The sequence below is a fragment of the Fibrobacter sp. UWEL genome (assembly GCF_900142535.1).
GTDB lineage: Bacteria > Fibrobacterota > Fibrobacteria > Fibrobacterales > Fibrobacteraceae > Fibrobacter.
In genome coordinates, this window is sequence record NZ_FRBE01000015.1 from 22,551 (window position 1) to 44,877 (window position 22,327).

Consider the following 22,327-nt stretch of genomic DNA (forward strand, 5'->3'; position numbering starts at 1 on the left):
AAATAATTTTTCTACTAAATAATTCTATATTAATATCAATGAAGTACACCAACAGACATGCAGAAATGGACCGTATTGGAATTCGCCTACAGGAAAGTGAATCCAGTTTTATCGCCATATACGGGAGACGCCGACTTGGAAAGTCGACTCTCATCAAGCGTGTTCTAAGAGAGAACGACATCTATTTCATGGCGGACAGATCCGAACAGGCAAATCAGCGTAGACTTCTCAGTATTTCAATCGCACAAGTCTATCCCGATTTCGATGGGGTTTCCTACCCTACCTGGGAAGCTCTTTTTAAGGCATTTAACCTGCGTTGCGAAAAAGGCTCGGCCCTCTGCCTGGACGAATTTCCCTATCTGGTAAAAGCAGACGAAACTCTCCCCTCCGTTCTGCAAAAAATCCTGGACGAAAAGACCCTCAATTTTCATCTTATTCTCTGCGGATCCTCTCAGCAGATGATGTTCGACAGCATCCTGAACGAGAACGCACCACTCTATGGTCGAGCCCACGAAATCCTGAGACTGCCACCCATTTCTCCCGCCTATATGGCCGACGCACTACACCTTAATCCGGAAGAAACCGTTGCCGAATATGCAATCTGGGGCGGCGTGCCTCGCTATTGGGAATTGAGGGAAAGGGAACGCAACCTGGAGAGCGCCATTAAAAATCTTGCATTGTCTCCTTACGGGGTTCTTTACGATGAACCTACCCATATCCTCCGTGATGACATGCGAGATATTGTCCAGGCGTCTACCCTACTCCACATTATCGGTAACGGCGCCAACAAGATTTCCGAGATTGCAGCCCGTGCCGAAAAGGAAGCATCCACTCTAAGCGCACCCTTGCAAAAGCTTGTCAAGATGCACCTGATTGAAAGGGAAATTCCCTTTGGGGAATCTGAGAAAATCAGCAAGCACGGCGTGTACCACATTGCAGATCCCTTCATGGATTTCCATTACAAGTTCGTGAACACTTATAGGTCCCTGCTGGAACTGGGCCGTTCTGAATTTGTTTATAACATCGTAAAGGAAAGGCTTCCCAACATCATCAGCTACCATTGGGAAAAGATGTGCCGCCAAGCCATTAGTGGCCAGATCATCGAGGGTGTTCCTTTCGGCTTGGCTTCCCGCTGGTGGGGAAAAGTCTCAAAGAATGAAAGTATGGAATTAGATGTAGTTGCAGAAAGCCTTGACAAGAAAGTCCTTCTCGTAGGCGAATGCAAATGGACCAAGAGTGAAAATGCCGAAAAGCTTTTTGCAGGTCTCATGGAGAAAGCAGGCAAGCTCCCCTTCGCTTCCAGATATGAAAGAATCATTCCCGTACTATTCCTGAAGCGGCGTGTAGACAAGAGTGAAAAGGATTTGGTATACCAGCCAGCCGACGTACTGAAAATGATGAAAGTAGATGTCTAGAATCTACGGACCACAAGGATTTTGAATGCGGAAATCCACTTCTGTTCGCTATGGTCGTCAAATACCATAGGAAGGTATTCCGCTTCCATCACGCAGTTCCAGGACCAGGTTTCCCCAATGTAGCCCCAGGCCATCTTGCCCACTACATCGGGCATAAAGGAAACATCCTCTGCGTCGTCCCACCTGAAAACAGCAAGACCCGCTACGCCCCACAAGTTCAGGAACATGTCATTGTCGTAAATCCAGGTATAGGAATAGCCGCCATCCAGCCAGATGCTTCGAATATTCCTGACATCCTCGTAATAATCCAAGGTCTCGCTATGGTCCACCGCGCGAGTATTCTGGATACGCCCTCCTACGATAGCGCTGCCTGCAGACTCGTTCTGCTTACGGTCCAAGAAGTAAGCTACCCTAGGGCTAAACCTCCCTTCCGCTGTAGCCATCCACAAGGCGGAAACATAGGCATCCGACTCCCTGAAATCCACATAGGTAGTGAGAGTGTCGTTCATATTGAATCCGCTATAACGGCGATACTCCCCCTCGATCCACCAGTTTCCAGGGAAAAAATCAAAACCTATCTCGAAAGCCACCGACTTTGACGCAGTACCGGTAGTAAAAGGCAGGGCGTATAGAAAATCCCAGTAAAAATCCTTGTAGCCAAAACCCAGACCCACATCCACAGGGCGGTTGGAAAGCAGGGTGCGCTGATGATTTTCGCTGCTCCAAAAACTCACGAAATTATAGTTACAGAGGAATCGGATTAAGAATTTATTCTTAAATTCCGTAATGCCGTCGATCTCGTCATCCACAAATTCTTCCTCGCTTTCATCGTTGCCATCATAGGCAAAAGCTGCGCTACAGGGCAGCAGGAAAACAAGGGCTAGTAAGAGACGATAAAACACGGGGCCAAAGATAAAAAATTCAAAAAAACTATCTTTATAAAAAAAGAGATTTTTCTGATGTTTAAAACTTTTAATTCTATAACACCGAAGCACGTATTTTTTGTTACCGCCCTAGGTTTATTCCTTGCCACAGGCGCCCAGGCACAGACCACCCTGGAGGAACTGAAGGCACATCCAGCATACACTTCCAGTAATTACCTTGCTTATCCGGAGCCGGACAGAAACGTCAAGTATACCAAGGCACCCAAGGGTTACAAGCCTTTCTATATCAGTCACTACGGACGCCACGGTAGCCGCTACCATCACAGCGCCGACGAATACAACTACTTGTTTGAAACTCTCCAGAAGGCAGACGCCGCCAAGGCTCTGACACTAGACGGCAAGAGACTTCTCATCGCCAGCCAGATTCTTGCAAAGAAGGCAGCGCCCCGAGCCGGTGACTTGACTCAGGTAGGCGCAAAGCAGCACGAAGGAATCGCCAAGCGTATGGCAAAAAACTTCCCCGAACTTTTCAAGGTTAAGAAGGTGAAGGGTAAAAAGATCCAGCCCCATGTGGATGCCTACGCAAGCACTTCCGGCCGTTGCATCGTCAGCATGTCAGCGTTCACCGCAGGTCTTTCCAGTGTGGCTCCCGACGTAGATATCCGCATGGAATCGGGTAAGGACCTGATGAGTTTCATCTGCACCTTTGACTGGGGCAATATGGACTACACACGTCCGGAAGCCTACATTACTGAAAGTGACAAGCTATGGAACGCCATTGATTCCAAGCCCCTCATGAATAAACTGTTCAGCGACAGCGCCTACGTGGCCGCCAATCTGGACGCCAACAATTTCTATAATAAGTTGTTCGAAATCGTCGCCAGCATGCAGGGGATGGACGCTCCCCTGAAGGATGTCATCCACGCCAATCTCTGTGACGTAAAGACCGGCAAATGCAACGACATTCTGGACAGCCTCTTTACCGTAGAGGAATCCATCACACGCTGGAAGGCTCAAAATTCTTGGTGGTACAGCCTGCTGGGTACAAGCCCCCTCCAGAATACCACCAAGGGAATCGACTACGCCAAGGGTACCCTGGAAAATATCATCAGCGAAGCCAACCACGCCATCGCCCTGGATGCTGCAAAATCCCTCACGGAACATACGGTAGCCACCCTACGCTTCGGTCATGACGCAGGCCTGCTGCCTCTCGCCGGCTTGATGCAGCTCTCTGTTTCCAACGCAAAGGTAAGCGACCTCTCCACTCTTCACGAACAGTGGACTGACTTTAAGGTCATTCCCATGGCTGCAAACCTGCAGATGGTCTTCTACAAGAATCCGAAAAAGTCCGACGATATCCTGGTGAAGTTCCTGTACAACGAACGTGAAGTCACCGCACCTATTCCCTGCAGCGCTGACATCGAAACGGTAGCCGGCGAGAACGTCGCAACAACCGAGAACGTCGCGGCAGCTAACTCGAAAGAAACCGCCAATCCGAAGCAAGCAAAAAAGCCTGCTAAAAAGCAGGCTTCCAAGTGTCCCGCCGCTCCATACTACCGCTGGGACGACGTGAAGGACTTCTACAAGAAAATCCTTACTTCCCCGTCATCAAGTGGAAATTAAAGTACAGTGAGAAGGTGAAAATCCTTCGGCTCATGGGCTCGAAAATTTCCGATGAATAGGCGGCCATCTTGAGATAGGTATCCAGGCGGTTACCCACATCGATGCGGTCCGTCAGTTTGTATTCCAGCGCCGTATGGTTCAGCAGGAGGAAGTCCCAACCTACTGCGCCATAATGCGGCAGTGAACTGGGGATGGTGCGCATGGCATCCAGCGTAGCCATGTTATAAAGGCGCCACTTGTCCTTGTAGAGGAATTCCACCATCAGGCTGTACTTCAGACCGAGATTGTACTGATAGTTATTCATGTCGGAAGAGTACTCCGGATGAACTTCCTTGATCAAGTCATCATAGCCCATGTCCGCTGTTCCAAGCAAAATCCAGTACAATTCATTCTCGACTCGGAAACGCAACTTGGGCGTTACCCATAGGGCAAGATCCAAGGCGCCACCTAGAGCAATGGTACTGACGGTTGCCAGTTCCCCATAGAAACTATCGTAGTCCAGGTTGATGGAAAAATCAATCCAGTGACCGCGACCATGAACACCGATGTTCTTCAGCTTGCCCATAATGTCCAGCTGAAGTACGTTCCCTTCGAGGCCACCTTCGCCAAATACATCCACAGTGAAATAATCAAAGGGCTGCTTCACTTTTGTATAGGGCTTGCCGTATTCCAGATGCAGCGCCATCATGCCGTGACGATCACGCCATTCCTCATCCAGTTCGTCTGCGTTCTGGCCACCAATGCGATAGTCACTTCCAAATCGGGAGCCTGCACCCGCAGCAATCACAAGTTCCACCGGGACCCAGCCCGTATAGAAATCCCGGTTACCAAAAGCCTTTCGCTGTAGATATCCAGCAGGTTCCAGCACGAAGGCAGCCAGCTGGCGGTACCAGGGAACATCGCTCTTGTTATAAGCCAAACGTGAAAGCCTGTACAGCACTTCACCGTACATGGAGCCGCCAATAGTGGTAGTGAGCAAATCGTTGGGTGCGGGATATTCCGTCTCCGCGAACATCTCCCAGGTGAAGCTTCCCAGAGCTGTCCACACCATACTGCGGTAGAAACCGTTACCACCTGCGCGGGCGGAAGCATAATACATGGATCCCTGATAGGGATGTCCGTAGAAGTTGATAGCCCAATGGTTATGGTCCCACTTCCAGCCTTCCCTGATGTTACGTTTCCAATAGTCAGGACCCGTATGGGCGTAATGCTTGTCCAGCACGTAATAGTCCCAAGACCACACGAATACATTAAGACCTAAAACTTCGGAAGCCGTCACGAAGGGAGATACCACCTTCTGCGCAATACTATCTTCCGGAAGCATGTGCTGATGATCCACTTCGTCCATGATGACGCCAGCCTGACGGAGAGAGTCCGCCACACGGATGGAGTCAGCCGCAATGATATCCCTTCGCCTCTGCATTGCTTCCTGGATGCTGATAACCGAATCACGCTCCATGGAAACATTACGAATCTTGGCAATCTCCTGATGAGTCAACTGAGACCAGGACATTACGCAAAATGCAAGAACCACAAAAATGAAAATATTTTCTCTCTTCATGTACTAAAAGCTAGTTATAAAAAAGAAACTTTGGATTGAGCATTCCAAAGTTCTAGACGAATGTTATAAATTCAGGATGAATATAAAGAGCGCTAATTTGCAGTCTTTACGCCGACGGATTCAAAGACGGCCTTGTTCTTCGGGTCAGGAATCGCTACGGAAGTAATCCAGTTGTATTCTGCAATACCATTGAGACCCACACGGGCGCATGCCTGGTCGCGAGCCACATTGTATGCATTGAGAATCTGGACCTTTTCGTCGTTGGGTGCCTTGTCGATACGTTCGGACCAGCGGAAGCCCAGTTCCACCAGGGTAGCGCTTGCCTTTGCATAAAGCTTAGCCTTTTCCGCAGTGATGACGCTACTTGCAGGAGCGTTGAAAACGCCAACATCTACAATGGGAACGCTGCGAGGTGCCTGAGACTGAGACTGCATCTCGGGAACAGCTTCGTTTTCTTCACCGCAAGCTACGAGATTTGCAGACACAAAAAAAGAGGCGACCGCCAAGAACGTGATTCCAAGGATTTTCTTTCCAAGAACTCGTTTCGACATATCTGCCTCTTTTTATTTACTAGCGGCTTGTGGGCTCGAACCACAGACCTGCGGATTATGATTCCGACGCTCTACCAACTGAGCTAAGCCGCCAAAGGTTGAACAAACTTAGTTAATTATCTGAATAATTTCAAGGGGTTATTTGAAATAAACTTCAGATTCTACAAAATCTTTACCCCATTTAATGACCTGCCATCCGGGATTAGAGCTCTTGAGGCTGAAATAGGGAGTGCTGGGGTCAATTTGCATCTGGCTTGCAGGTGAAACGTGAACCTTCTGACGGCCGAGGGACACTTCGAAGTGATCGTGATAGTGACCAGTGAAGATGTGGGTCAGATTAGGGATGCCTGCCAGGACTTCCTGCACTTCAAGCATGTTACGCATGAAGAAGCGGAGATCCATAAAGCGGTGGTTGCAGAAGCAAGGGGGATGATGCATGAAGACGATGACTTCGTCCTTGACCTTGGCAGCTTCCGCCTTGAGCCAATCCAGCTGGTCGCGGGAGATATCACCTACGGCACTGTCCAGGAAGAAGATAGTCCTACCCGCAATATCATAGCGGTAGTAGCATCTGCCATTGTGGACTTTGCCCTTGAGGTCGAAGTACTTTTCCATAACCTCAATACGGTCATGGTTACCCGGAATGACGCAGCAGGGAATAGGCAAGCTCTTGACTACTTCGGCTACGTACTTATAAGCGCCCGGTTCGGCATCTTCGTTTGCAAGGTCACCAGAGAGAACCAACAAATCCAAATCCTTCATGGACTCCGAATGGAGTGCGTCCATGAAATTGGCACGTACATCAATGCCCTGAACCAGACTTTCGTCATCGCCGATGTGGAGATCGGAAATCTGGCCAATTTTTAGAAAAGTTGATTTCATAAGGTAGGTTTAATATAGCTTAAAAATATCTCACAAAGCGAAAAATATTCCAAATAAAGTACTTTTTGTGACATATGTCATGAACGAAATCCGATTTTCAACACCATCTTCAACATCGTTTTGTGAAACACATGTGAATTGGTATTGAAAACTAGACTTCAACATCTGTCAACGTTGAAAAAAGTGAATAAATTCTCGATTTTCAACATTCGGAAGCTCCAGTGTTAAGTGTAGAACTTTTTGATGCTCAATAAGTTACACTTTCACAACCGAAAACTTGTCCACTATTCACTAAACCAATTACCATTACTATTTATATAAATATCTAATAATAATTAGTAAGTGTGTGAAAAGTTAGAGGTCGAGCTTCTTTTCGGGCTGAGGCTGAGACTTAGGAGCCTGCTGCTGAGAGTTCTGCTGGAGGTTTACGCCCATCTGGCAGTTACCCTGGAACTGAGCGCCTTCCTGAATGATCAGCTGCTTGGTCTTGATGTTGCCAATGAACTTGGAGGTGCTTTCGAGAATGAGCTTTTCAGCGCATTCAATGTTACCCTTGATGGTACCTGCAATAACAGCAGTCAGGGACTTGACTTCACCTTCAACGTAGCCCTGGCGTTCCACGATGATTTCACCTTCGATATTTACGCTACCGATGATGTTGCCAGCAACGCGGACGTCGCTCTTACCACTGACGTCGCCCTTGAGAGTGACGCTGTTGCCGATCTGGGTGATTTCCTGTTCACCTTTAGTTGCCATGTTTTCCTCGCTATTAGAAGTTAAAGAATAATTCCGGATCCAGCTCTTCACCATTTCTAGAGATGGTATAGTGGAGATGGGGACCGGTAGAGTTTCCTGTGGCACCTACTGTACCGATGACATCGCCCTTGGAGACATTGCGTCCCTTGGAAGTGCGGATGTCCTTCATGTGAGAGTAGGTAGTAATATAACCATTCTGGTGGTTGATGATGACCATGTTTCCAAGGTCATCCTTCTTGCCTGCAAATTCAACTGTGCCGCTGCCTGCCGCAAAGACCGGATTTCCGGAGGTTGCTGCCAGGTCTACACCCATATGATTTGTTTCTGGGGAGAACTTTTTGCTGACGACACCCACTACAGGTACTACGTTTGGCATTCTTTCCTGCTTCAAGTGTTCTGCAGGGGATTTCCAACCATGAATTCCTTCAAAATCAATCTCATTTTTCTCGGAAGGAGAGTGTGCGAACTTGTCCTTTTCAATCAAACTATTGATTTTATTGGAATCATTCTCTACGAACGTTTCAAAGATGTTCTGAAGACGTTCTTCCAGGACCCAAAGTGAGTCAATTCGAGAGAAAAGTTCTTCGTAGTTTGCGTTTTTCTTTGAAAGCTGAGCGTTTGCAATTTTCAATCGCTCGTAATTAGTAAGAACGCTGGTACCTTTCTTCACTACGAAGATACCTGCAATCACTCCAACGAGGAAAACTACGGCAAAAATCTTTGCCAGAGTGAACCACAGGGCATGCAGACGGTATTTTCTGATTCCCTGGGAGTCTTCCGGAATGATCTGGATTGTGTAATACTTACCTTTCAAGATTTGTTCCCCGGATTAACGGTTTTCCATCAGTTCCTGAATGCGGGTCAGGTCATCCATGCTGTAGTAGTTGATGACGATGGTACCCTTGGACTCGGATGCGGCACTGGGGTTCAGCTGGACCTTGGTGCCGAAGAAAGTTTCAAGACGATTTTCGAACTGCTTCAGGTCGGCGCTCAGTTCCTTCTTGGGAGCGGGCTGGGCTGCCGGCTGGGATTCGCTCGGATTTTCAATATTCTGTTCACCTTGTTCACTGCCAGTGTGAACTTCGATCTCTGCAGAAGTCGGAGTGTTGATATCTTCGCCGCGGGAAATTGCTTCCAGCTGGCGGACGTTCAGACCTTCTTCGATAGCGCGACGGGCAATCTCTTCCGGATTGTCAATCTTGTCGGAGCAGAGCACGCGGGCTGCACCGGAAGAAATCTTGCCTTCCTGAATCCAGGAAAGAACCTGGGCAGGCAGCTTCAACAGGCGAAGTGCGTTGGTAATGGCGGAGCGGGACTTACCAACAGTCTTGGCCAAATCATCGTGAGTATAGTCGTGAAGATCAATCAACTGTTGATAGGATTGTGCAACTTCCACAGGATTCAAGTCCACACGCTGGATATTTTCGATGAGGGCCCATTCGCCCATGATCTTGTCATCCAGGTTTTCGTAGACCTGTGCCTTGATGGTGGAAAGTCCGGCCAGCTTGGTAGCGCGGGTACGACGTTCACCGCTGATAATCTGGTAGCGGTCGCCCACCTTGCGAACGGCGATGGGCTGGATCAGGCCATGCTTCTCGATAGTTTCGGCAAGTTCAACCAGTTCGTCGTCGTTGAAAGTCTTGCGGGGCTGGAAAGGGTTGGGGTCCACCAGGTTCACGTCGATTTCAACAATCTTCTGCTGATTGTCGCTTTCGGCGGCTGCATTGTTGATAGATCCGTTTTCTGCTGCGGGCTGTTCCTGGTTTACAGGAGTTTCTGCGGAGTGGTCCTTCAAGATGTCAGCGAGACTACGTCCCAGAGAAAAAGATTTCTTACCCATAAAATTTTTCCTTATTCTTCCTGCGCTCACTTAAGTTTCATATGTAACGTCATTCCGAGCGAAGCGAAGAAACTAGCGATTTATTATTCTCTACTTCTTTTTAATACGTGCGGAAAGATCCTGCGGACTTACTTGTCCTTGTGTTGGATTGAAGATCCAGAACAAGTACTACTTGTCCTTGTTCAGGATTTCCTCGGCCAGCTTCATGTATGCCTGGGCACCGCTGCTCTGTACATCGTAAAGGATGGCGGGCTTGCCGTGGGAGGGTGCTTCGCTCAGTTTCACGTTGCGCGGAATCATTGCCTGGAACACGGTGTCGCTCAGGTTTTCGCGGACTTCTTCCGCAACCTGCTTGGAGAGGCTGAGGCGGGAGTCGTACATGGTCAGGAGGGCGCCTTCGATCTTCAGGCCGGCGTTCAAATTTTTCTGGACTTCGCGGATGGTCTTGAAGAGTTCGGTCATACCCTGCAGTGCATAATATTCACACTGCACCGGAATCAGCACGCTAGTTGCTGCGGTCAGGACGTTCAATGTTAATAAGTTCAGGCTGGGAGGTGCATCGATGATGATGTACTCGAAGGACTGCTTCAGGATGTTGATCACTCGTTCCAGACGGTGTTCGCGGCTCATGGCGTTCACCAGTTCAATTTCCATGACAGCCAGGTCCGGTCCGGAAGTGATGACCTTCAGGAAATCCAGGGTGGTGTCCAGGATGGCAGGCTTCAAGTTTTCGTAAGTAATGTTGTCCGGGTTGACGGCCAAGTCCAGGATTTCGTGGGCGTCCACTTCCTGGCTTTCGTTGAAGCCCAGACCCTGGGATGCGTTACCCTGGGGGTCCATGTCGATCAGAAGAGTCTTCTTTTCGAGGGCGGCAAAACTGGCAGCCAGGTTCACGGCGGTAGTGGTCTTACCCACGCCACCCTTCTGGTTGCATATAGCGATCACTTTACTCATTCGTTACCTCTTGTAACAAGGGCATATTCCTGTTCTTCCTGGGGCAGTGCATATTTATATATGTGTACTGCCGGATCGTTTTCCAGGTGAACGATATTATTGAAACTCTTCAGGGTCACAAATTGGCCACCGCGGGCCAGACCCGGCTGGGCGCGTTCCCAGTCATTTTCAAAAGTGGAGAGGGCGCGGCAGCTGACAAAATCCAGATAGGCAAGACCGGAAGTTTCGAAACGCTTGCCAACGACAGTCATGTTATCCAGGTGCAGCTGGTCTTTGACGAAGTTCATGAACTGCACTCGCTTGTTGCGAGGTTCCACTGCATAGAACTGGACTTCCGGCATGGCGATGGCCAGCGGGAAACTGGGACAACCTGCGCCCGCACCCATATCGGCCCAACGCTTACCCTTCAAATCTTTACCTATATATATATAAGGCACCAGAGAGTCCGCGATATGTCTAGACAAGAATTTTTGAGAATCCTTTTCGGATATCAGGTTGCCATACTCCTTGGTATCCACAACCAGGTCGGCAAACTTATAAAGCTTGTCTAAGGTCTCTGCAGACAGTTCCACCCCATTGGAGGCCAGGAAGTGGTTCAAAAGATTCTTCTGTTCTTCGTTTTCAGAATAATGCATAAGTGTCATTTTTGAAATGTTCCACGTGGAACATTTCAAGCAAGGAAAAATTTAGATATACTCAAAAAGGAAATCAACAAAAGGTTTGTTTACGAGCGCATTTATTTAAAATAGTTGTGGATAAATTTTTAATTTGTGTTAGGTTTTTGTTTATATATTTGAGTCGTGGAAAAATTAGTTCGAGTCAATAGCGGAACAATCTGGAAGGTAGCAGCTTTTATTGCTGCTATATGGGCCATCTATTTGAGTTGTAATTACCTGCTGGAAGACCCGTTGCTTTTTGTCCTTTTTGGAACTCTGGCGATTTGTTGTTTGCCGGAACTCTATGGGGTGATGGTTCTTTCCCCGAGAAGAATTGAGAAAGATGAGGAAGGCTATTACAAGATAAAGTTCCTTTTCATTGACCACTATATTAGCCAGGATGACTTGACATTTGAGGAAGATGGCAGCGGTGTCTACATGTATTTTGGTAGAAAAATGGACAAGTTCGGATTCTTTTTCGATGAGGAAAAAATCCAGGAACACAAGATTTCTTACATTAGAATAATACTTCAGATGTTTGGATTGTCCTATGGTTCTACCTATACTTATTTAGTGGGGCGTGACTATATATATGTAGGCGATGGTGATCCTCAGGACTTTTTTGCGGATAGACGTAAGCCTAAAGAAAAGAAACCTCCTGAACCAGAAATAGAGGAAATCCCTCCTGAGAGGGATAACCCTTACGGAATTGAATTGCCGGAAGAATAGGAACTTGAATATGCTGGAAATTGAAATTGTCTCTGGTGATATTACCAAGCTAAAAGTGGATGCCATTGTAAACGCTGCCAACTGTTCCTTGCTGGGAGGTGGCGGTGTGGATGGCGCTATCCATCGTGCTGCCGGTCGTGAATTGTTGATGGCTTGCATGAAGTTTGGCAGTTGCCAGACAGGCGAAGCCCGAATCACTCCCGGGTTCAAGTTGCCCGCAAAGTTCGTCATCCATACTCCCGGTCCCATCTATAGGGATGGTCAACATGGGGAGCCGGAATTGTTGAAATCCTGCTACGAGAACTCCATGAAGTTGGCTGAGGAAAATGGTTGCGAGACCGTGGCCTTCCCCGCTATCTCCACCGGAGTGTACGGATATCCCTGGGAAGCCGCTACCCAGATCGCTATTCAGACTGTGAATAATTTTCCCTGCAAGTCTGTTAAGAAAGTAATCTTCTGTTGCTTTGGGGATGAAATGTTGAAGATCTACCAGGATGTTCTGAAAGAATTATAGGGAGCAATAGGTTAGGAATGGAAAGACTTGTTCTGGTAAAGACTACGAACTACAAGACGGGCTTGTTTGTCTTTGGTGGTTTTATTCTTTTTGTTTTGGGAAACGTAGCGTGGGATTATATCAAGTCAGACAAGTCAGTACCAATAGACCCTAGCATGTATGTTTTGGGTGCGGCATTTATGACTGCCTGGGTGGCTTTTGCATTGCGCATGTTCTTTTATGCTTATCCCCGCAGTATTACAAAATTGCCGGATGGCTTCTATGAAGTCAGAACAGGATTAATCAAACATCTTGTTGCACAGGAAGAATTGGAGTTTAGCAGGTCATCCTTGCGCAAGGGGTTTAAAGATTATGACCTTTACTTTGATTATGTGGTGGTTCCCTATACTTTGCTCAACGGGAGAGTGCGTCTAGTTTTTGAAAAAGATATCCCATTACCCGTAGATGATGATGGACTTGTCATACGTAATTCAAATTTGTGGGACAATTCAAAGCTTGCTCTTGTTATCGGAAGGGATTATAAATATGAAGGTGATGGGGATCCTTATAACTTTTTCAGGGATACCAGACCTCCTGAAAGGAAGAAGCCGCCTAAACCGAAAGTAGAGGAAATTCCTCCTGAAAGGGATAATCCATACGGAATTGAACTACCTGACGAATAGTCTAATTGTTTCACGTGAAACACGATCGAGCCGAATGTCGCGGCAGGGAGCTTGCTCACTGACATGACTGAGGCGAAGAGTGTAGTATTAAAACGAAGTTTTAATACCAACATGCAGACCGAGAGCAGCGGCCAAGCTTGCTTGGACATGACCGAGCATGAGCATGTAGCGTACGAAGTACGCCAACATTTGCAAACCGCAGGGTGTAGCATGCCAACACAGTTGAGCTTGTCGAAGGGTCTAGCCATTCCCAAGGTCCTTTGCTAGATTTGCCTTCAACAAGAAGGCATTTATGATTTCTGAAATTGCCCCTGTACTTGAAAAGTTGAGGGGTACTGAAGAATACGACATCCTCGTCGAGATGGATGCTGTTTACTCCCGGATTGAAACGAAACAACGGGAATGGTTTGAAAAGTCCAAGTTCACCTGCCCTAAAGGATGCGGCACCTGCTGTGAACATTTCGAGCCGGATCTACTAGAAAGCGAAGCACTGTACATGGCCGCCTGGCTGATAAGTAATCAACCAGAAACGATAACCAAAATGTTCCACGTGGAACATTTTGGGGCGAACGAAGAATCCCAACATTGCCCCTTTTATCGTTCTGATCTTGAGGGTGGAAAGTATCCAGGCCACTGTTCTATTTATGGTGGGCGGGCATCTATCTGCCGTCTATTTGGTGCTGCCGGATCTCGGGACAAGCATGGTCAGGAGGTATGGAAACCTTGCAAGTTTTACCCTGCGGAAGAACTTGCTGCCGTCAAAACTCTGTCCGGAGAACCCATCCTCCATCGACAATATACTGCCGACGAAGTCCAGAATCTGTTCGGTTGTCTCCCTCCGGTCATGAGTGACATGATGGAGCAGGAAGAATGTTTTACTCCTGACGATGACTCCTCCACCCTAATTCACGACATCCTGCCCAAGTACATCCAGCGCCTCCTTTGGATTATGGATTTGAACTCCGGGAAGGACCCTATATAAAAAAGTGGAATTTCTTTTGACAATTTTAAGATGAGAACCGATATAATATACGAGGGCTGGTTACCCTCCCGTACTAGTCATACGGTTCTCCTTTGTTAGATGGTTGAAAAGATCCCCGGGGCGAAAGCCTCGGGGATTCTTTGTTGGTACTTGCGAAGGTTACACGTGAAACATCCTTTAAACTGTTAGTTCCACCAGATTGCCTTCGGGGTCCTGGACCACGCTTTCGTAGTATCCGTCTCCCGTTGTTCGAGGCTGCCCTACGATAGTGATGCCGTCATCTTCCATTTGGGCGGTCAACTTGTCCACCATTTCCTTGGACCCTAGGGACATTGCCACATGGCACCACCCGAAATGTGGATTGGATATTGAAGATTCAATGTTGGTCCGGTGCATCACTTCGATGCGAGTTCCCCCATCAAATGTCAGGAACCTGCTGGTAAAACCCTTGGCCGGGTTATGATATTCTGGATGAACCGTGGCGCCTAGATACTTTTCATAGAAGGCACAAACCTTCTCGATATCTCTGACCCAAATTGCGATATGTTCCACGTGAAACATAGGGACTAATCTCCATTATACTTTTTCCATAAACCAATATACAAAAAAGAATGCTGGTGGTATTTCCCAGCATTCCTTTCTTCGTCATATACGGCTTAGGTTTTAAACTCCCCTAGCCTCCGGGTCCCAGATGACTTTATGGAGCTGCACCTGGAATCGGACATTGTTCCTTTTCATGGTGGCGTTATGGAGAATCCAGTCCACCATGTCCTCGTACTTCATTGTCCCGAAGATGGGAGAAACATAGAATGTAGGGAGCTTCATTCCCCTTCTGGCATATTCAGCTTCCATGGCCCCGATGACTCGGGCGGCATCCTGAAGGTCCTCTTCCGTACCCACAACGAACTTTAGGACGTCCCTTCCGGAGAGGGTCATCATGTTTTCCAATTTCATCTTGGGTTGCATCCCGCTGGAGATACTCTTCCAGTCCATGGTGCAGAACATATGTCTATAGCCGGAGGGTTTGGGCTGAGTTCCGTTTGTCTCGATATTCACCTCGAGGCCATAATCGTCCAACATTTTCAATAGAACTTCCACATCCTTGTGGATAAGAGGTTCCCCTCCCGTCAAGGTGACGAACTGGGTGTTGAAAGACTTGACCTTCTCGAAGACCTCCACAGGGGACAGCTCCTGAAAGTCAGACCCTTCCACCGCATACATGGAGTCGCAATAAGAGCAGCGGAGGTTGCATCCGAACAGACGGACGAATACTGCGGGGGCGCCTGTGCGGATACCCTCGCCCTCGATACTGAGGAAAATTTCTGAAACTTTCATATGTGTATCTAGATTCTTCGACTCTATGCCTGCGGCATTTCGCTCAGAATGATTGTTGGTGGGCTCGTTAATCTTTTTCAAATTCGGCGATGTTGTTTTCGCTTTCCTGGACGGTCACCTTATAGCAGTGAGGAATCTTGTCACAGATCCACTTGGCCAGATTCTCGGCGGTTGGGTTGAAGTCCACCACCTCATTGATGTACTTGTGGTCCAGCTGCTGGGAAATAACTTCCTTTGCCGTCTTGAAATCGATAACCATGCCATTGGCGTCCAGGGTCTTGGATTGGCAATAGACGGTAATGATCCAGTTATGTCCGTGAAGATTTTGGCACTTGCTTTCGTAGTTCAGTGCCAGCTTGTGTGCGCCCGAGATTTCGAAGCGCTTCATGATTCTGTACATGAGGTACCTAGTTTTGTTTAAGGACAGGATGGTTTTTCGAACTGTCCCGCGGTCGATTATGAACACCGCTGTGAATAGATGTTGAAAGTTCGCCTTGCGAACAGGGAAAATATAGAAAAACTTAATTATAGTTTAAACGGTATCGAACAATACGGGCGTGATCCATTTTCCCGTTATGGAGCTGAAGACTGTATAGAAACTGATGGTCGCCTTCTTTGGTGATGGTTATATCTTCTAGTTCCCAGAGTCTATCATTTTTCTGACTTCCTATATACTTGATGTTAATGAAGTCAGTATCTTCGCCTTTGTTGTTTACGCCTGTCAAAATGATTTCATGGTATCCGTCCTGCTTTTGCACAAAACCATGGATTCCGGTATAGTTTTCATTGTTTGCGTCCTTTTTGTCTAGAACATAATAGAAGGTGCCAGAAGAGTCAAAGGTCCCTCCCTGACTAGCCATCTTTTTCCACTCGTTCTCAGGTAAGTTGACATTAGCATAGTGTAATTTATGTTGCTGAATTAGTTGTATTGTTTCCCCATTTTCAAATGTGGGGTTATACTCTAGAAGCTCTCTTGCTCCGTTTGACGAGTAGATATTTTGAGTAACAGGATTAAAGCCAACCCATGCAGCATTTTTTTGAGCATCCGAAGGAAGAAAGCCGTACTTCACAAATTCTAGGTTTGCATTTAAGACTATGATGATCGGTGTAGCCTTTTCTGTAGTAAGAGCATGGACCCTCCCTGTGGTTGCGATGTAGATGAATCCATTATGGTAGACAATTCCACCGAAATGACGATACCATCCTTTCCTCAGCTCCTTTTGCAGGGAAACCAGATGGACACGGGCCTTGATTACGTTAAGGGAGTCCTTGGGTATCTTGAAGATTTCCCATTGGTTTGTGATATACCAGTGGGTCTCGCTCTGCGCTATCCCCTGTATTTCCGTAACGTCAATTTTGCCCCATTCGCTTTCGGAAATCAGCTCCCCCGCTTGCACGAACCCTGTCGGTACAACACTTTCGTGAGGTAGAATAATCTCCGGTTCATTTTTCGGGAGGATAACTTGATCGTCGAAAAAATAGTCGTCCAGCTTATGGAAGAGGATATTTAAAAAAAGCGTTACGACAATCAGCACTGCATAGACTTTTTTCTTCATAGAGAAAAAACTAGCTAAGAGTGGTTGCGTAACGCAGTTGAAGGCCGTCTTTTTAAGATAGACCTACGAAAAAGGTAGATGAACTACTTTTCCACCGGAACCTGGATGATGGACAGCCACTTTTCGGGGTCGTCCTGATTCCAGATGCCGTCCACATAGACGCAGCGGAGGTCACCCACAATCTTGTAACCCTGCTCCTCGATGTACTTGAACATCTCGGTGTAGGACTGGTAGAAGCGATCATAGGGTCCGATGTGCTTCAGGCAGAGGGCGGTTTTCACTGCGGGCATCTTCTTGAACTGGATGATTTCGGAATCCTTAAGCATTTCTTCCACCTGTTCGCAATACTCGATATCCACATCTTCGGGCTTGTATTCCTTGTTGTGTTCGATGGTAAAGCAGTAACCGGTGGCAGAACACTTGCAACCCAGGCGCTGCATTTCGGGTCCAATCACGTTGCAGCACATGTCGCCGATGGCCTGGTAATTCTTGATGACTTCGCGGTGGCTGGCCACCATGATTTCGGGGAGGGACTGGATGGAGAACTTTTCCATACTCTTAAACTTCCTTTGGGAGTCTATCATCTGGTGCAGATTTTCACGACGCTTCAGGAGAACCTTCAGCTCCTCTTCGCAGGCCTTGATCTTTTCTTCAAGCTGTGCCTCGTTGGGTTCGTGGGAACCTTCCTCGAAGAGTTCGCGGATTTCGTCCAGGGAGAAACCGATATCCTTCAGCCGGCGGATGGCGCCCAGGCGCTGCATCTGCTCCAGCTTATAGTAGCGGTAACCTGTCCACTGGTCCACCTCGCAGGGTTTCAGGATCCCCATCTGCTCGTAGTGACGTAAGGTCTTTACGGTCACCTGCATCATCTGAGAGAACTCACCTATCTTTAATTTGACTTTGTTCATATAGAAATTGCGGTTCGCGACCCGCCCCTTGTGATCACTTTTCTGCCACCTCGTCAGGCGACAATATAAATATAGACCCGTCCCCAAGGGACGAGTCAATAGGAAAAATGAACTTTTTTGAAAAAAATGATCAGAGCGGGAATTTCAAGCCGGCATAGATGAGGCCACGCTGACCCCATCCCAGAAGTTGAATGTAGAAATATCCAATTTCAAGACCGAACAATGTGTAGTGAAGCATGGGCATTGCGCCCCCAGTGGTTGCTACAATTATGCCAGCGTCAAGTTCCATGTAAGGATTGATAAAACCATATTTGTTAAAATTCAGTTTCGCCCTGGGCATCAAGGTGAAAAAAGCGATATCATTATCGGGCATTGCGAAATTAAAGATTACGCCGGTCTCGAAAAAATCGCTCACTTCATAGCCGTAGTTGATGGAAATATCCCCAATAAAGAATGCATCTTCTGGTTCTTCGTGAGAGAATGCGCTGCCGATTCCTGTGCTGAGTGCCCAGATAAAATCGGTAAAGTTGAGAAAACCGTACTCTACGCTGATATTGTGATCGCTCCTGGGTGTACGAGATTCTTGGTGCAGGTCATTTGACTCTACGGCAACAGAATTTGAAGAACCCTCGCTGATGGGAGACGCTTCCCAGTTGGTCTCCTGAGCGAGTACAGGCGCAAAAAGTGCCAAACTTATTAACAAAAGGACGAATTTTCTCATATAACCCCCGTTATATTGTTTATAGATGAATGTCGAGTATTGAAAGTTAAAGTTCCATAAAGAAGATTACCGCATCCACATAACCCAGCTTTTTGTGGTTGAAAGCGCCCGGAAGGCGGCAAAGTTCCTTGAAGCCTAGACTTTTCCACAGGTGCATGGCGGGCTCGTTGGTGCTGATGACGAAGTTGAACTGGATCGCCTTGAAGCCCATTTCCCTAGCCTGGCGGATACAGTCTTCGCCCATCTTGCGGCCGATGCCCTTCCCCCGGGCGGCGCTCCCGACCATGAAGGAGGCGTTTGCCACATGGCTACCTCGCCCACGATGGTTCTGGATGATCTTATAATATCCTAGAATCTTGGAACCTGCGGCGTCATCTTCCATGACGAAACTGGTGACGCCCTTTCCGAACCAATAGTCGTAGGCGTCCTGGTCGCTGGCGGTTTCTTCGAAATCGTAGGTATCGCCCCCTTGGATCACTTCGCGGAAAATGGGAAGCATCTGGGGAAAATCATCTGGAGTTGCTTTGCGGATTTGCATATATATAATATAGTAAGAGGTGGGTCCGCGGGAATGTTCGTTCTGTGATAAACGAAAAATATTGGTCAAAATCCGCATACATATATATATTAGTGCAGTCTAGATTCTTCGCTTCGCTCAGAATGACACGAAAGTCGAGGAACCTTAAAAACCTCAAACCACTAAACAAGAGACTAGAGATTAAGGTATAGGGTGCAGGGTATGCGTCAGAATGAAATATTCTTAAAACAGCATGCTCTTACATCCATCTGCCCTAGCCCCTAGAACCTAGCCCCTAACCCCTAAATATTATGGAAGAAGTCGTAAAATTTCTCAAGGAAGCTGGCGCCTATTTCTTGGCAACCGTAGATGGTGACCAGCCCAAGGTTCGTCCCTTCGGCACTGCCGAAATCTTCGAAGGCAAGCTCTACATCCAGACCGCCAAGGCCAAGAATGTGTCCAAGCAGATTGCAGCAAACCCCAAGGTCCAGATTTGCGCCATGAACAAGGCTGGCAATGAATGGCTTCGCCTGAGCGGCACCCTGGTCAATGATGACCGCCTGGAACCCAAGGTTCACATGCTGGAAAACTATCCGGAACTGAAGGCTATGTACAAGGCTGAAGATCCCAATACTCAGGTTCTTTACTTCAAGGATGCCGAGGCTGTTTTCTGCAGTTTCGCCGGTGCACCGAAAATTGTCAAGTTCTAGGTGTTGATAGAATATCAACCGCTAATTAACAATTTTGTTGTTTTTATCCACGTTCAGAGATGAATGTGGATATTTTTATTCACAAAAAGTGAATTCACAACAGAATTTGTAATTTCCATAGAACAAGCTAGATTGTGAATAGTTTTTTGAAAAATGTGGAGTTACCTACTGACCCTATGGGAAAACTCGTTGAAAATCAAAAAGTTAGCACAGTGTTTCACGTGGAACATTTCTTCTGGGTTGTTGTTGATTTGTTGATAGTCAAGAAGGACAGTGAAATTTGCTCAAAAACTAATGTGTTGATAGATTGTTTAACTTGTTGTTAAAAGACGGTGATAGATAAATCTTGTAAACACTCTATTCACATCTCCCTAAATCCGCCTGTTTATTAGTATATTTGAGATATGGAAAAATTATTGGATAATTCGGTTCGCGGGAATCGTGCTGTTTTCTGGATGAAGGTCATGCTGGTGATGGCCGTGGTGTTGTTTGGAGTGCTTATGGCCATGGGCTCTGTCATGGGCGGCCTTCCCAAAAATTTGAACGAGGCCACAGCGTCTCAGGCTTCCACCGTCCTTTACCTCCTGTTGGGATTTTTCGTCGCCTGCGGACTTTTCCTGCTGTCCCTCGCCATCCAGGGTTGTTACTGGGTTGCCTGGATGTACCGCTCCGTGACCAACCTTCGAATTCTGGGTTCCACAAAAATTTCTCCCTTGCTGGCGGTAATCCTCAGCATCATTCCCTACTTGGGTATGATTGCGCACTTTTTCGTATTCCGCGAGATGGTGACCAAGATGGAGGCCAAGCTCAAGGAATTGAATGTGGAACATCCCCAGGTTTCCATGAGCCAGCTTAGCGCCTTCTGCCTCCTGATCATCATGAGTGTGGTGGGACCGTTGGTGAACGATGGCCAGATTACCATGGCTATTTCTGGTGTTGCAGGTGCGGTGGCCATGATTTGCTACATCATCGCGTTGTCCGTTTATGTGAAGCAGGAAAAGTTGTTGCTCACTGCCGGCCAGGAAGAAATCTTCCGCCGGAAGGTGGATGAGGAAATCAAAAAGCGGGAAGCAGGTATTTCTTAACCACGGTGGAGGTGTCCATCAGGGTGTCCAGATTTCGGCAGTTTCCCTCGAACTCTTTCGGGACGAAGGAGTTGCCCTTCTTCACGATTCTTTCCTTCACGTTGGCGCCTGGATTTTGCGGACTAGGCGCCTGGTCCCGATAGGTGGTGTAGACGGCGTTTGTGTCGGAATACTCCACCTGCATTTTCAGGTTTCCCGAGGGATAAAAAGTTTTCTGTCGGAAACAGCTGTGCTCCTCCTGGACTCCCCCGGTCTCGAAGTACGTCCGCTTGAATTGCGGCCCCTTCAGATTTCCAAGCACGGCATCGTAATCGTGAAAGCTGTCTTCCCGAAAATGACGGATGATTCGGAACTTGTCGCTGATGGCGAACTCCTCCACCTTTGGGTTCCCGTTTTCATAAAAACTGTGATAGGAAATTTTATTGACGAAGCGGTATTGCAAGGTTCCGGAATTGAAATAGCCTTCGACGGTGTCACCTTTAACAATCTGCTGTTGGGCGGTTGCCATCATGACGGCGAGGGCTATGATCGCCCCAACTTTTTGAAGGAGGGAGAAATCAGCCATAGATTTCTGGATTCTTGCTCTTGAAGCGACGATGGGTCCAGCCGTACCACAAGGCGGGATTTTCCTGGATGCGTTCTTCCAGCCAGTTGCGGTATGCGCCATCCACAATTGAATGACTGTCATTCTCGCGGAGGCGAGAATCTAGCTTTTGATATGCTACAGCTTCTACCGCGTGCAAAGTTTTGCGACTCCCCCGCTCCTCGATCCAGCAGAAAAAAACGGGAGTGTTGGGACGGTGCTTCAGGAGGAAATCCGGTAGCGGGTTTATTTTTGCGGGGCATCCCAAAAAGGTTCCGTCCATAGCGCTATTGATTCTGCTGTCCTGATCTGCCAGCAGACAGAACAGCTGTTTTTGCCCGTTGCAGTCTGGAGCCGTTCCGTCCAGCAGGGCAAAAAATTCTCGCGGCGTCCGGGCGTTTATGGAATAAGGCCTCCCACGGACGCATCGGACTTTTTCGTACACGAACCGGTTTAATGCATCCGGCTTCAGTGGGATGAAACTGGCCTTCAGCGGGACGCCGAGGGCGCACAGCCAGGCGCCACTAGCTTCGTAGTTTCCGTAATGTGCCGTCAGGAAGATTCCGCCCCTGCGCATCTTTTCAATTACAGGCTTAGACTTTTCGGCGGTGTCAAAAATAAAGCCGTCCCTTTCGCAGGGATAGGCGGCGCAGTTCTCCGGCAGGTTCTTGTAGGTGTCGAAACAGAATAGCAACTCCCCCACATGGCGGGTCAAGTTTTTCAGCATCTTTTTGTAGAGTTCGCGCGGTTCCAATCCTGCGACGCCCCTTCCCCACGTTCCCTGTGAAACATGCATCAAGTTGGCTTCCACCGTCTTCTTTTTCCAGCCCGCAAAATCAAGCACCGCGTAGGCGGCACCTGCAAATATTTTGGCGAGAATTTGACGGAACTGTATCACGGAAA

Annotated in this window: 26 protein-coding genes and 1 tRNA gene; 8 read left to right on the forward strand and 19 right to left on the reverse strand. The window is 47.7% G+C overall.

What is annotated here, in order from left to right; translation table 11 throughout:
- Positions 1-38 precede the first annotated feature (38 nt).
- Entirely contained in the window at positions 39-1,415 is a 1,377-nt protein-coding gene (locus BUB59_RS10290; RefSeq protein WP_073229589.1) for an ATP-binding protein, read from the forward strand.
- Here the strand turns inward: BUB59_RS10290 and BUB59_RS10295 are convergent.
- A complete protein-coding gene (locus tag BUB59_RS10295) occupies positions 1,412-2,317 on the reverse strand; it encodes a DUF4421 family protein (protein WP_073229592.1) in 906 nt (301 codons plus the stop codon). The two genes, BUB59_RS10290 and BUB59_RS10295, sit on opposite strands and share 4 nt — an antisense overlap.
- Positions 2,318-2,374: 57 nt before the next feature.
- Here BUB59_RS10295 and BUB59_RS10300 point away from each other — a divergent pair, with 57 nt between their 5' ends.
- Positions 2,375-3,922 carry a histidine-type phosphatase gene (locus tag BUB59_RS10300; RefSeq protein WP_073229595.1) on the forward strand — a complete coding sequence of 516 codons (1,548 nt, stop codon included), beginning with the start codon at positions 2,375-2,377 and terminating at the stop codon, positions 3,920-3,922.
- On the opposite strand, the gene BUB59_RS10305 is transcribed toward BUB59_RS10300, so the two are convergent.
- From BUB59_RS10305 to BUB59_RS10345, 9 genes are all read right to left on the reverse strand, one after another.
- On the reverse strand, positions 3,894-5,483 hold the full coding sequence (locus BUB59_RS10305) for a DUF3943 domain-containing protein (protein WP_073229597.1): 1,590 nt from the start codon (positions 5,481-5,483) through the stop codon (positions 3,894-3,896). The two genes, BUB59_RS10300 and BUB59_RS10305, sit on opposite strands and share 29 nt — an antisense overlap.
- 92 nt (positions 5,484-5,575) lie before the next feature.
- Positions 5,576-6,034, reverse strand: coding sequence for a hypothetical protein (locus BUB59_RS10310; RefSeq protein WP_073229599.1), 459 nt, complete (start codon positions 6,032-6,034; stop codon positions 5,576-5,578).
- 20 nt (positions 6,035-6,054) lie between these two features.
- Positions 6,055-6,127: transfer RNA gene (locus tag BUB59_RS10315), tRNA-Met, on the reverse strand.
- A 45-nt stretch (positions 6,128-6,172) separates the two neighbouring features.
- On the reverse strand, positions 6,173-6,916 hold the full coding sequence (locus tag BUB59_RS10320) for a metallophosphoesterase family protein (RefSeq protein ID WP_073229602.1): 744 nt from the start codon (positions 6,914-6,916) through the stop codon (positions 6,173-6,175).
- A gap of 354 nt (positions 6,917-7,270) precedes the next feature.
- Complete coding sequence (locus tag BUB59_RS10325; protein ID WP_073229603.1) at positions 7,271-7,672, reverse strand: bactofilin family protein; 402 nt, start codon at positions 7,670-7,672, stop codon at positions 7,271-7,273.
- Positions 7,673-7,685: 13 nt separating this feature from the next.
- Positions 7,686-8,486 (reverse strand): M23 family metallopeptidase, encoded by an 801-nt coding sequence (locus tag BUB59_RS10330; protein ID WP_073229605.1) that lies wholly within the window; start codon positions 8,484-8,486, stop codon positions 7,686-7,688.
- Between the two features lie 15 nt (positions 8,487-8,501).
- The gene (locus tag BUB59_RS10335) at positions 8,502-9,512 is read right to left on the reverse strand and encodes a ParB/RepB/Spo0J family partition protein (protein ID WP_073229606.1); all 1,011 of its coding nucleotides are present in this window, start codon (positions 9,510-9,512) and stop codon (positions 8,502-8,504) included.
- 168 nt (positions 9,513-9,680) lie between these two features.
- Positions 9,681-10,466, reverse strand: coding sequence for a ParA family protein (locus tag BUB59_RS10340; protein WP_073229608.1), 786 nt, complete (start codon positions 10,464-10,466; stop codon positions 9,681-9,683).
- On the reverse strand, positions 10,463-11,110 hold the full coding sequence (locus BUB59_RS10345; protein ID WP_083540281.1) for a 16S rRNA (guanine(527)-N(7))-methyltransferase RsmG: 648 nt from the start codon (positions 11,108-11,110) through the stop codon (positions 10,463-10,465). Before BUB59_RS10345 ends, BUB59_RS10340 begins: the two co-directional genes overlap by 4 nt.
- Positions 11,111-11,266: 156 nt before the next feature.
- On the opposite strand from BUB59_RS10345, the gene BUB59_RS10350 reads away from it, so the two are divergent.
- The 4 genes from BUB59_RS10350 (at position 11,267) to BUB59_RS10365 (ending at position 14,009) form a co-directional block, all read left to right on the forward strand.
- Positions 11,267-11,851 carry a hypothetical protein gene (locus BUB59_RS10350; RefSeq protein ID WP_143160341.1) on the forward strand — a complete coding sequence of 195 codons (585 nt, stop codon included), beginning with the start codon at positions 11,267-11,269 and terminating at the stop codon, positions 11,849-11,851.
- Positions 11,852-11,861: 10 nt separating this feature from the next.
- A complete protein-coding gene (locus BUB59_RS10355; RefSeq protein ID WP_073229613.1) occupies positions 11,862-12,365 on the forward strand; it encodes an O-acetyl-ADP-ribose deacetylase in 504 nt (167 codons plus the stop codon).
- Positions 12,366-12,382: 17 nt separating this feature from the next.
- On the forward strand, positions 12,383-13,027 hold the full coding sequence (locus tag BUB59_RS10360) for a hypothetical protein (protein ID WP_073229616.1): 645 nt from the start codon (positions 12,383-12,385) through the stop codon (positions 13,025-13,027).
- A 292-nt stretch (positions 13,028-13,319) separates the two neighbouring features.
- Complete coding sequence (locus BUB59_RS10365) at positions 13,320-14,009, forward strand: YkgJ family cysteine cluster protein (protein ID WP_073229618.1); 690 nt, start codon at positions 13,320-13,322, stop codon at positions 14,007-14,009.
- A 177-nt stretch (positions 14,010-14,186) separates the two neighbouring features.
- Here BUB59_RS10365 and BUB59_RS10370 read toward each other — a convergent pair whose 3' ends face one another.
- From BUB59_RS10370 to BUB59_RS10400, 7 genes are all read right to left on the reverse strand, one after another.
- Positions 14,187-14,570 carry a VOC family protein gene (locus BUB59_RS10370; RefSeq protein ID WP_073229620.1) on the reverse strand — a complete coding sequence of 128 codons (384 nt, stop codon included), beginning with the start codon at positions 14,568-14,570 and terminating at the stop codon, positions 14,187-14,189.
- A gap of 102 nt (positions 14,571-14,672) precedes the next feature.
- Positions 14,673-15,344 (reverse strand): 7-carboxy-7-deazaguanine synthase QueE, encoded by a 672-nt coding sequence (locus tag BUB59_RS10375; protein ID WP_073229714.1) that lies wholly within the window; start codon positions 15,342-15,344, stop codon positions 14,673-14,675.
- Between the two features lie 67 nt (positions 15,345-15,411).
- Entirely contained in the window at positions 15,412-15,744 is a 333-nt protein-coding gene (gene queD, locus BUB59_RS10380; protein WP_073229623.1) for a 6-carboxytetrahydropterin synthase QueD, read from the reverse strand.
- 121 nt (positions 15,745-15,865) lie between these two features.
- Positions 15,866-16,900, reverse strand: a complete 1,035-nt coding sequence (locus tag BUB59_RS10385) for a hypothetical protein (RefSeq protein WP_073229625.1) — start codon at positions 16,898-16,900, stop codon at positions 15,866-15,868.
- Positions 16,901-16,983: 83 nt separating this feature from the next.
- Entirely contained in the window at positions 16,984-17,808 is an 825-nt protein-coding gene (locus BUB59_RS10390) for a MerR family transcriptional regulator (RefSeq protein ID WP_073229628.1), read from the reverse strand.
- A gap of 130 nt (positions 17,809-17,938) precedes the next feature.
- Positions 17,939-18,529 (reverse strand): hypothetical protein, encoded by a 591-nt coding sequence (locus tag BUB59_RS10395; protein ID WP_073229631.1) that lies wholly within the window; start codon positions 18,527-18,529, stop codon positions 17,939-17,941.
- Positions 18,530-18,575: 46 nt separating this feature from the next.
- Positions 18,576-19,067: a GNAT family N-acetyltransferase gene (locus tag BUB59_RS10400; protein WP_073229634.1), complete on the reverse strand. Its 492-nt coding sequence runs from the start codon at positions 19,065-19,067 to the stop codon at positions 18,576-18,578.
- A gap of 290 nt (positions 19,068-19,357) precedes the next feature.
- Between BUB59_RS10400 and BUB59_RS10405 the strand changes: the two genes are divergently transcribed.
- Together BUB59_RS10405 and BUB59_RS10410 are read left to right on the forward strand one after the other, a co-directional pair.
- Positions 19,358-19,756, forward strand: a complete 399-nt coding sequence (locus tag BUB59_RS10405; protein ID WP_073229637.1) for a pyridoxamine 5'-phosphate oxidase family protein — start codon at positions 19,358-19,360, stop codon at positions 19,754-19,756.
- A 404-nt stretch (positions 19,757-20,160) separates the two neighbouring features.
- A complete protein-coding gene (locus BUB59_RS10410) occupies positions 20,161-20,841 on the forward strand; it encodes a hypothetical protein (protein ID WP_073229639.1) in 681 nt (226 codons plus the stop codon).
- On the opposite strand, the gene BUB59_RS10415 is transcribed toward BUB59_RS10410, so the two are convergent.
- Positions 20,813-21,406 (reverse strand): hypothetical protein, encoded by a 594-nt coding sequence (locus BUB59_RS10415; RefSeq protein WP_073229642.1) that lies wholly within the window; start codon positions 21,404-21,406, stop codon positions 20,813-20,815. The genes BUB59_RS10410 and BUB59_RS10415 overlap by 29 nt on opposite strands.
- Entirely contained in the window at positions 21,399-22,322 is a 924-nt protein-coding gene (locus BUB59_RS10420) for a lysophospholipid acyltransferase family protein (RefSeq protein ID WP_234980023.1), read from the reverse strand. Before BUB59_RS10420 ends, BUB59_RS10415 begins: the two co-directional genes overlap by 8 nt.
- Positions 22,323-22,327: the final 5 nt, after the last annotated feature.

Excerpts from the sequence above, each read along its gene's own strand:
- BUB59_RS10290 (WP_073229589.1), top strand. The coding sequence starts at position 39 with ATGAAGTACACCAACAGACATGCAGAAATGGACCGTATTGGAATTCGC.
- BUB59_RS10300 (WP_073229595.1), top strand. The coding sequence starts at position 2,375 with ATGTTTAAAACTTTTAATTCTATAACACCGAAGCACGTATTTTTTGTT.
- BUB59_RS10340 (WP_073229608.1), bottom strand. The coding sequence starts at position 10,466 with ATGAGTAAAGTGATCGCTATATGCAACCAGAAGGGTGGCGTGGGTAAG.
- BUB59_RS10305 (WP_073229597.1), bottom strand. The coding sequence starts at position 5,483 with ATGAAGAGAGAAAATATTTTCATTTTTGTGGTTCTTGCATTTTGCGTA.
- BUB59_RS10385 (WP_073229625.1), bottom strand. The coding sequence starts at position 16,900 with ATGAAGAAAAAAGTCTATGCAGTGCTGATTGTCGTAACGCTTTTTTTA.
- BUB59_RS10345 (WP_083540281.1), bottom strand. The coding sequence starts at position 11,110 with ATGACACTTATGCATTATTCTGAAAACGAAGAACAGAAGAATCTTTTG.
- BUB59_RS10390 (WP_073229628.1), bottom strand. The coding sequence starts at position 17,808 with ATGAACAAAGTCAAATTAAAGATAGGTGAGTTCTCTCAGATGATGCAG.
- queD (WP_073229623.1), bottom strand. The coding sequence starts at position 15,744 with ATGTACAGAATCATGAAGCGCTTCGAAATCTCGGGCGCACACAAGCTG.
- BUB59_RS10365 (WP_073229618.1), top strand. The coding sequence starts at position 13,320 with ATGATTTCTGAAATTGCCCCTGTACTTGAAAAGTTGAGGGGTACTGAA.
- BUB59_RS10395 (WP_073229631.1), bottom strand. The coding sequence starts at position 18,529 with ATGAGAAAATTCGTCCTTTTGTTAATAAGTTTGGCACTTTTTGCGCCT.
- BUB59_RS10320 (WP_073229602.1), bottom strand. The coding sequence starts at position 6,916 with ATGAAATCAACTTTTCTAAAAATTGGCCAGATTTCCGATCTCCACATC.
- BUB59_RS10325 (WP_073229603.1), bottom strand. The coding sequence starts at position 7,672 with ATGGCAACTAAAGGTGAACAGGAAATCACCCAGATCGGCAACAGCGTC.
- BUB59_RS10405 (WP_073229637.1), top strand. The coding sequence starts at position 19,358 with ATGGAAGAAGTCGTAAAATTTCTCAAGGAAGCTGGCGCCTATTTCTTG.
- BUB59_RS10410 (WP_073229639.1), top strand. The coding sequence starts at position 20,161 with ATGGAAAAATTATTGGATAATTCGGTTCGCGGGAATCGTGCTGTTTTC.
- BUB59_RS10400 (WP_073229634.1), bottom strand. The coding sequence starts at position 19,067 with ATGCAAATCCGCAAAGCAACTCCAGATGATTTTCCCCAGATGCTTCCC.
- BUB59_RS10360 (WP_073229616.1), top strand. The coding sequence starts at position 12,383 with ATGGAAAGACTTGTTCTGGTAAAGACTACGAACTACAAGACGGGCTTG.
- BUB59_RS10310 (WP_073229599.1), bottom strand. The coding sequence starts at position 6,034 with ATGTCGAAACGAGTTCTTGGAAAGAAAATCCTTGGAATCACGTTCTTG.
- BUB59_RS10415 (WP_073229642.1), bottom strand. The coding sequence starts at position 21,406 with ATGGCTGATTTCTCCCTCCTTCAAAAAGTTGGGGCGATCATAGCCCTC.
- BUB59_RS10335 (WP_073229606.1), bottom strand. The coding sequence starts at position 9,512 with ATGGGTAAGAAATCTTTTTCTCTGGGACGTAGTCTCGCTGACATCTTG.
- BUB59_RS10370 (WP_073229620.1), bottom strand. The coding sequence starts at position 14,570 with ATGTTTCACGTGGAACATATCGCAATTTGGGTCAGAGATATCGAGAAG.
- BUB59_RS10375 (WP_073229714.1), bottom strand. The coding sequence starts at position 15,344 with ATGAAAGTTTCAGAAATTTTCCTCAGTATCGAGGGCGAGGGTATCCGC.
- BUB59_RS10355 (WP_073229613.1), top strand. The coding sequence starts at position 11,862 with ATGCTGGAAATTGAAATTGTCTCTGGTGATATTACCAAGCTAAAAGTG.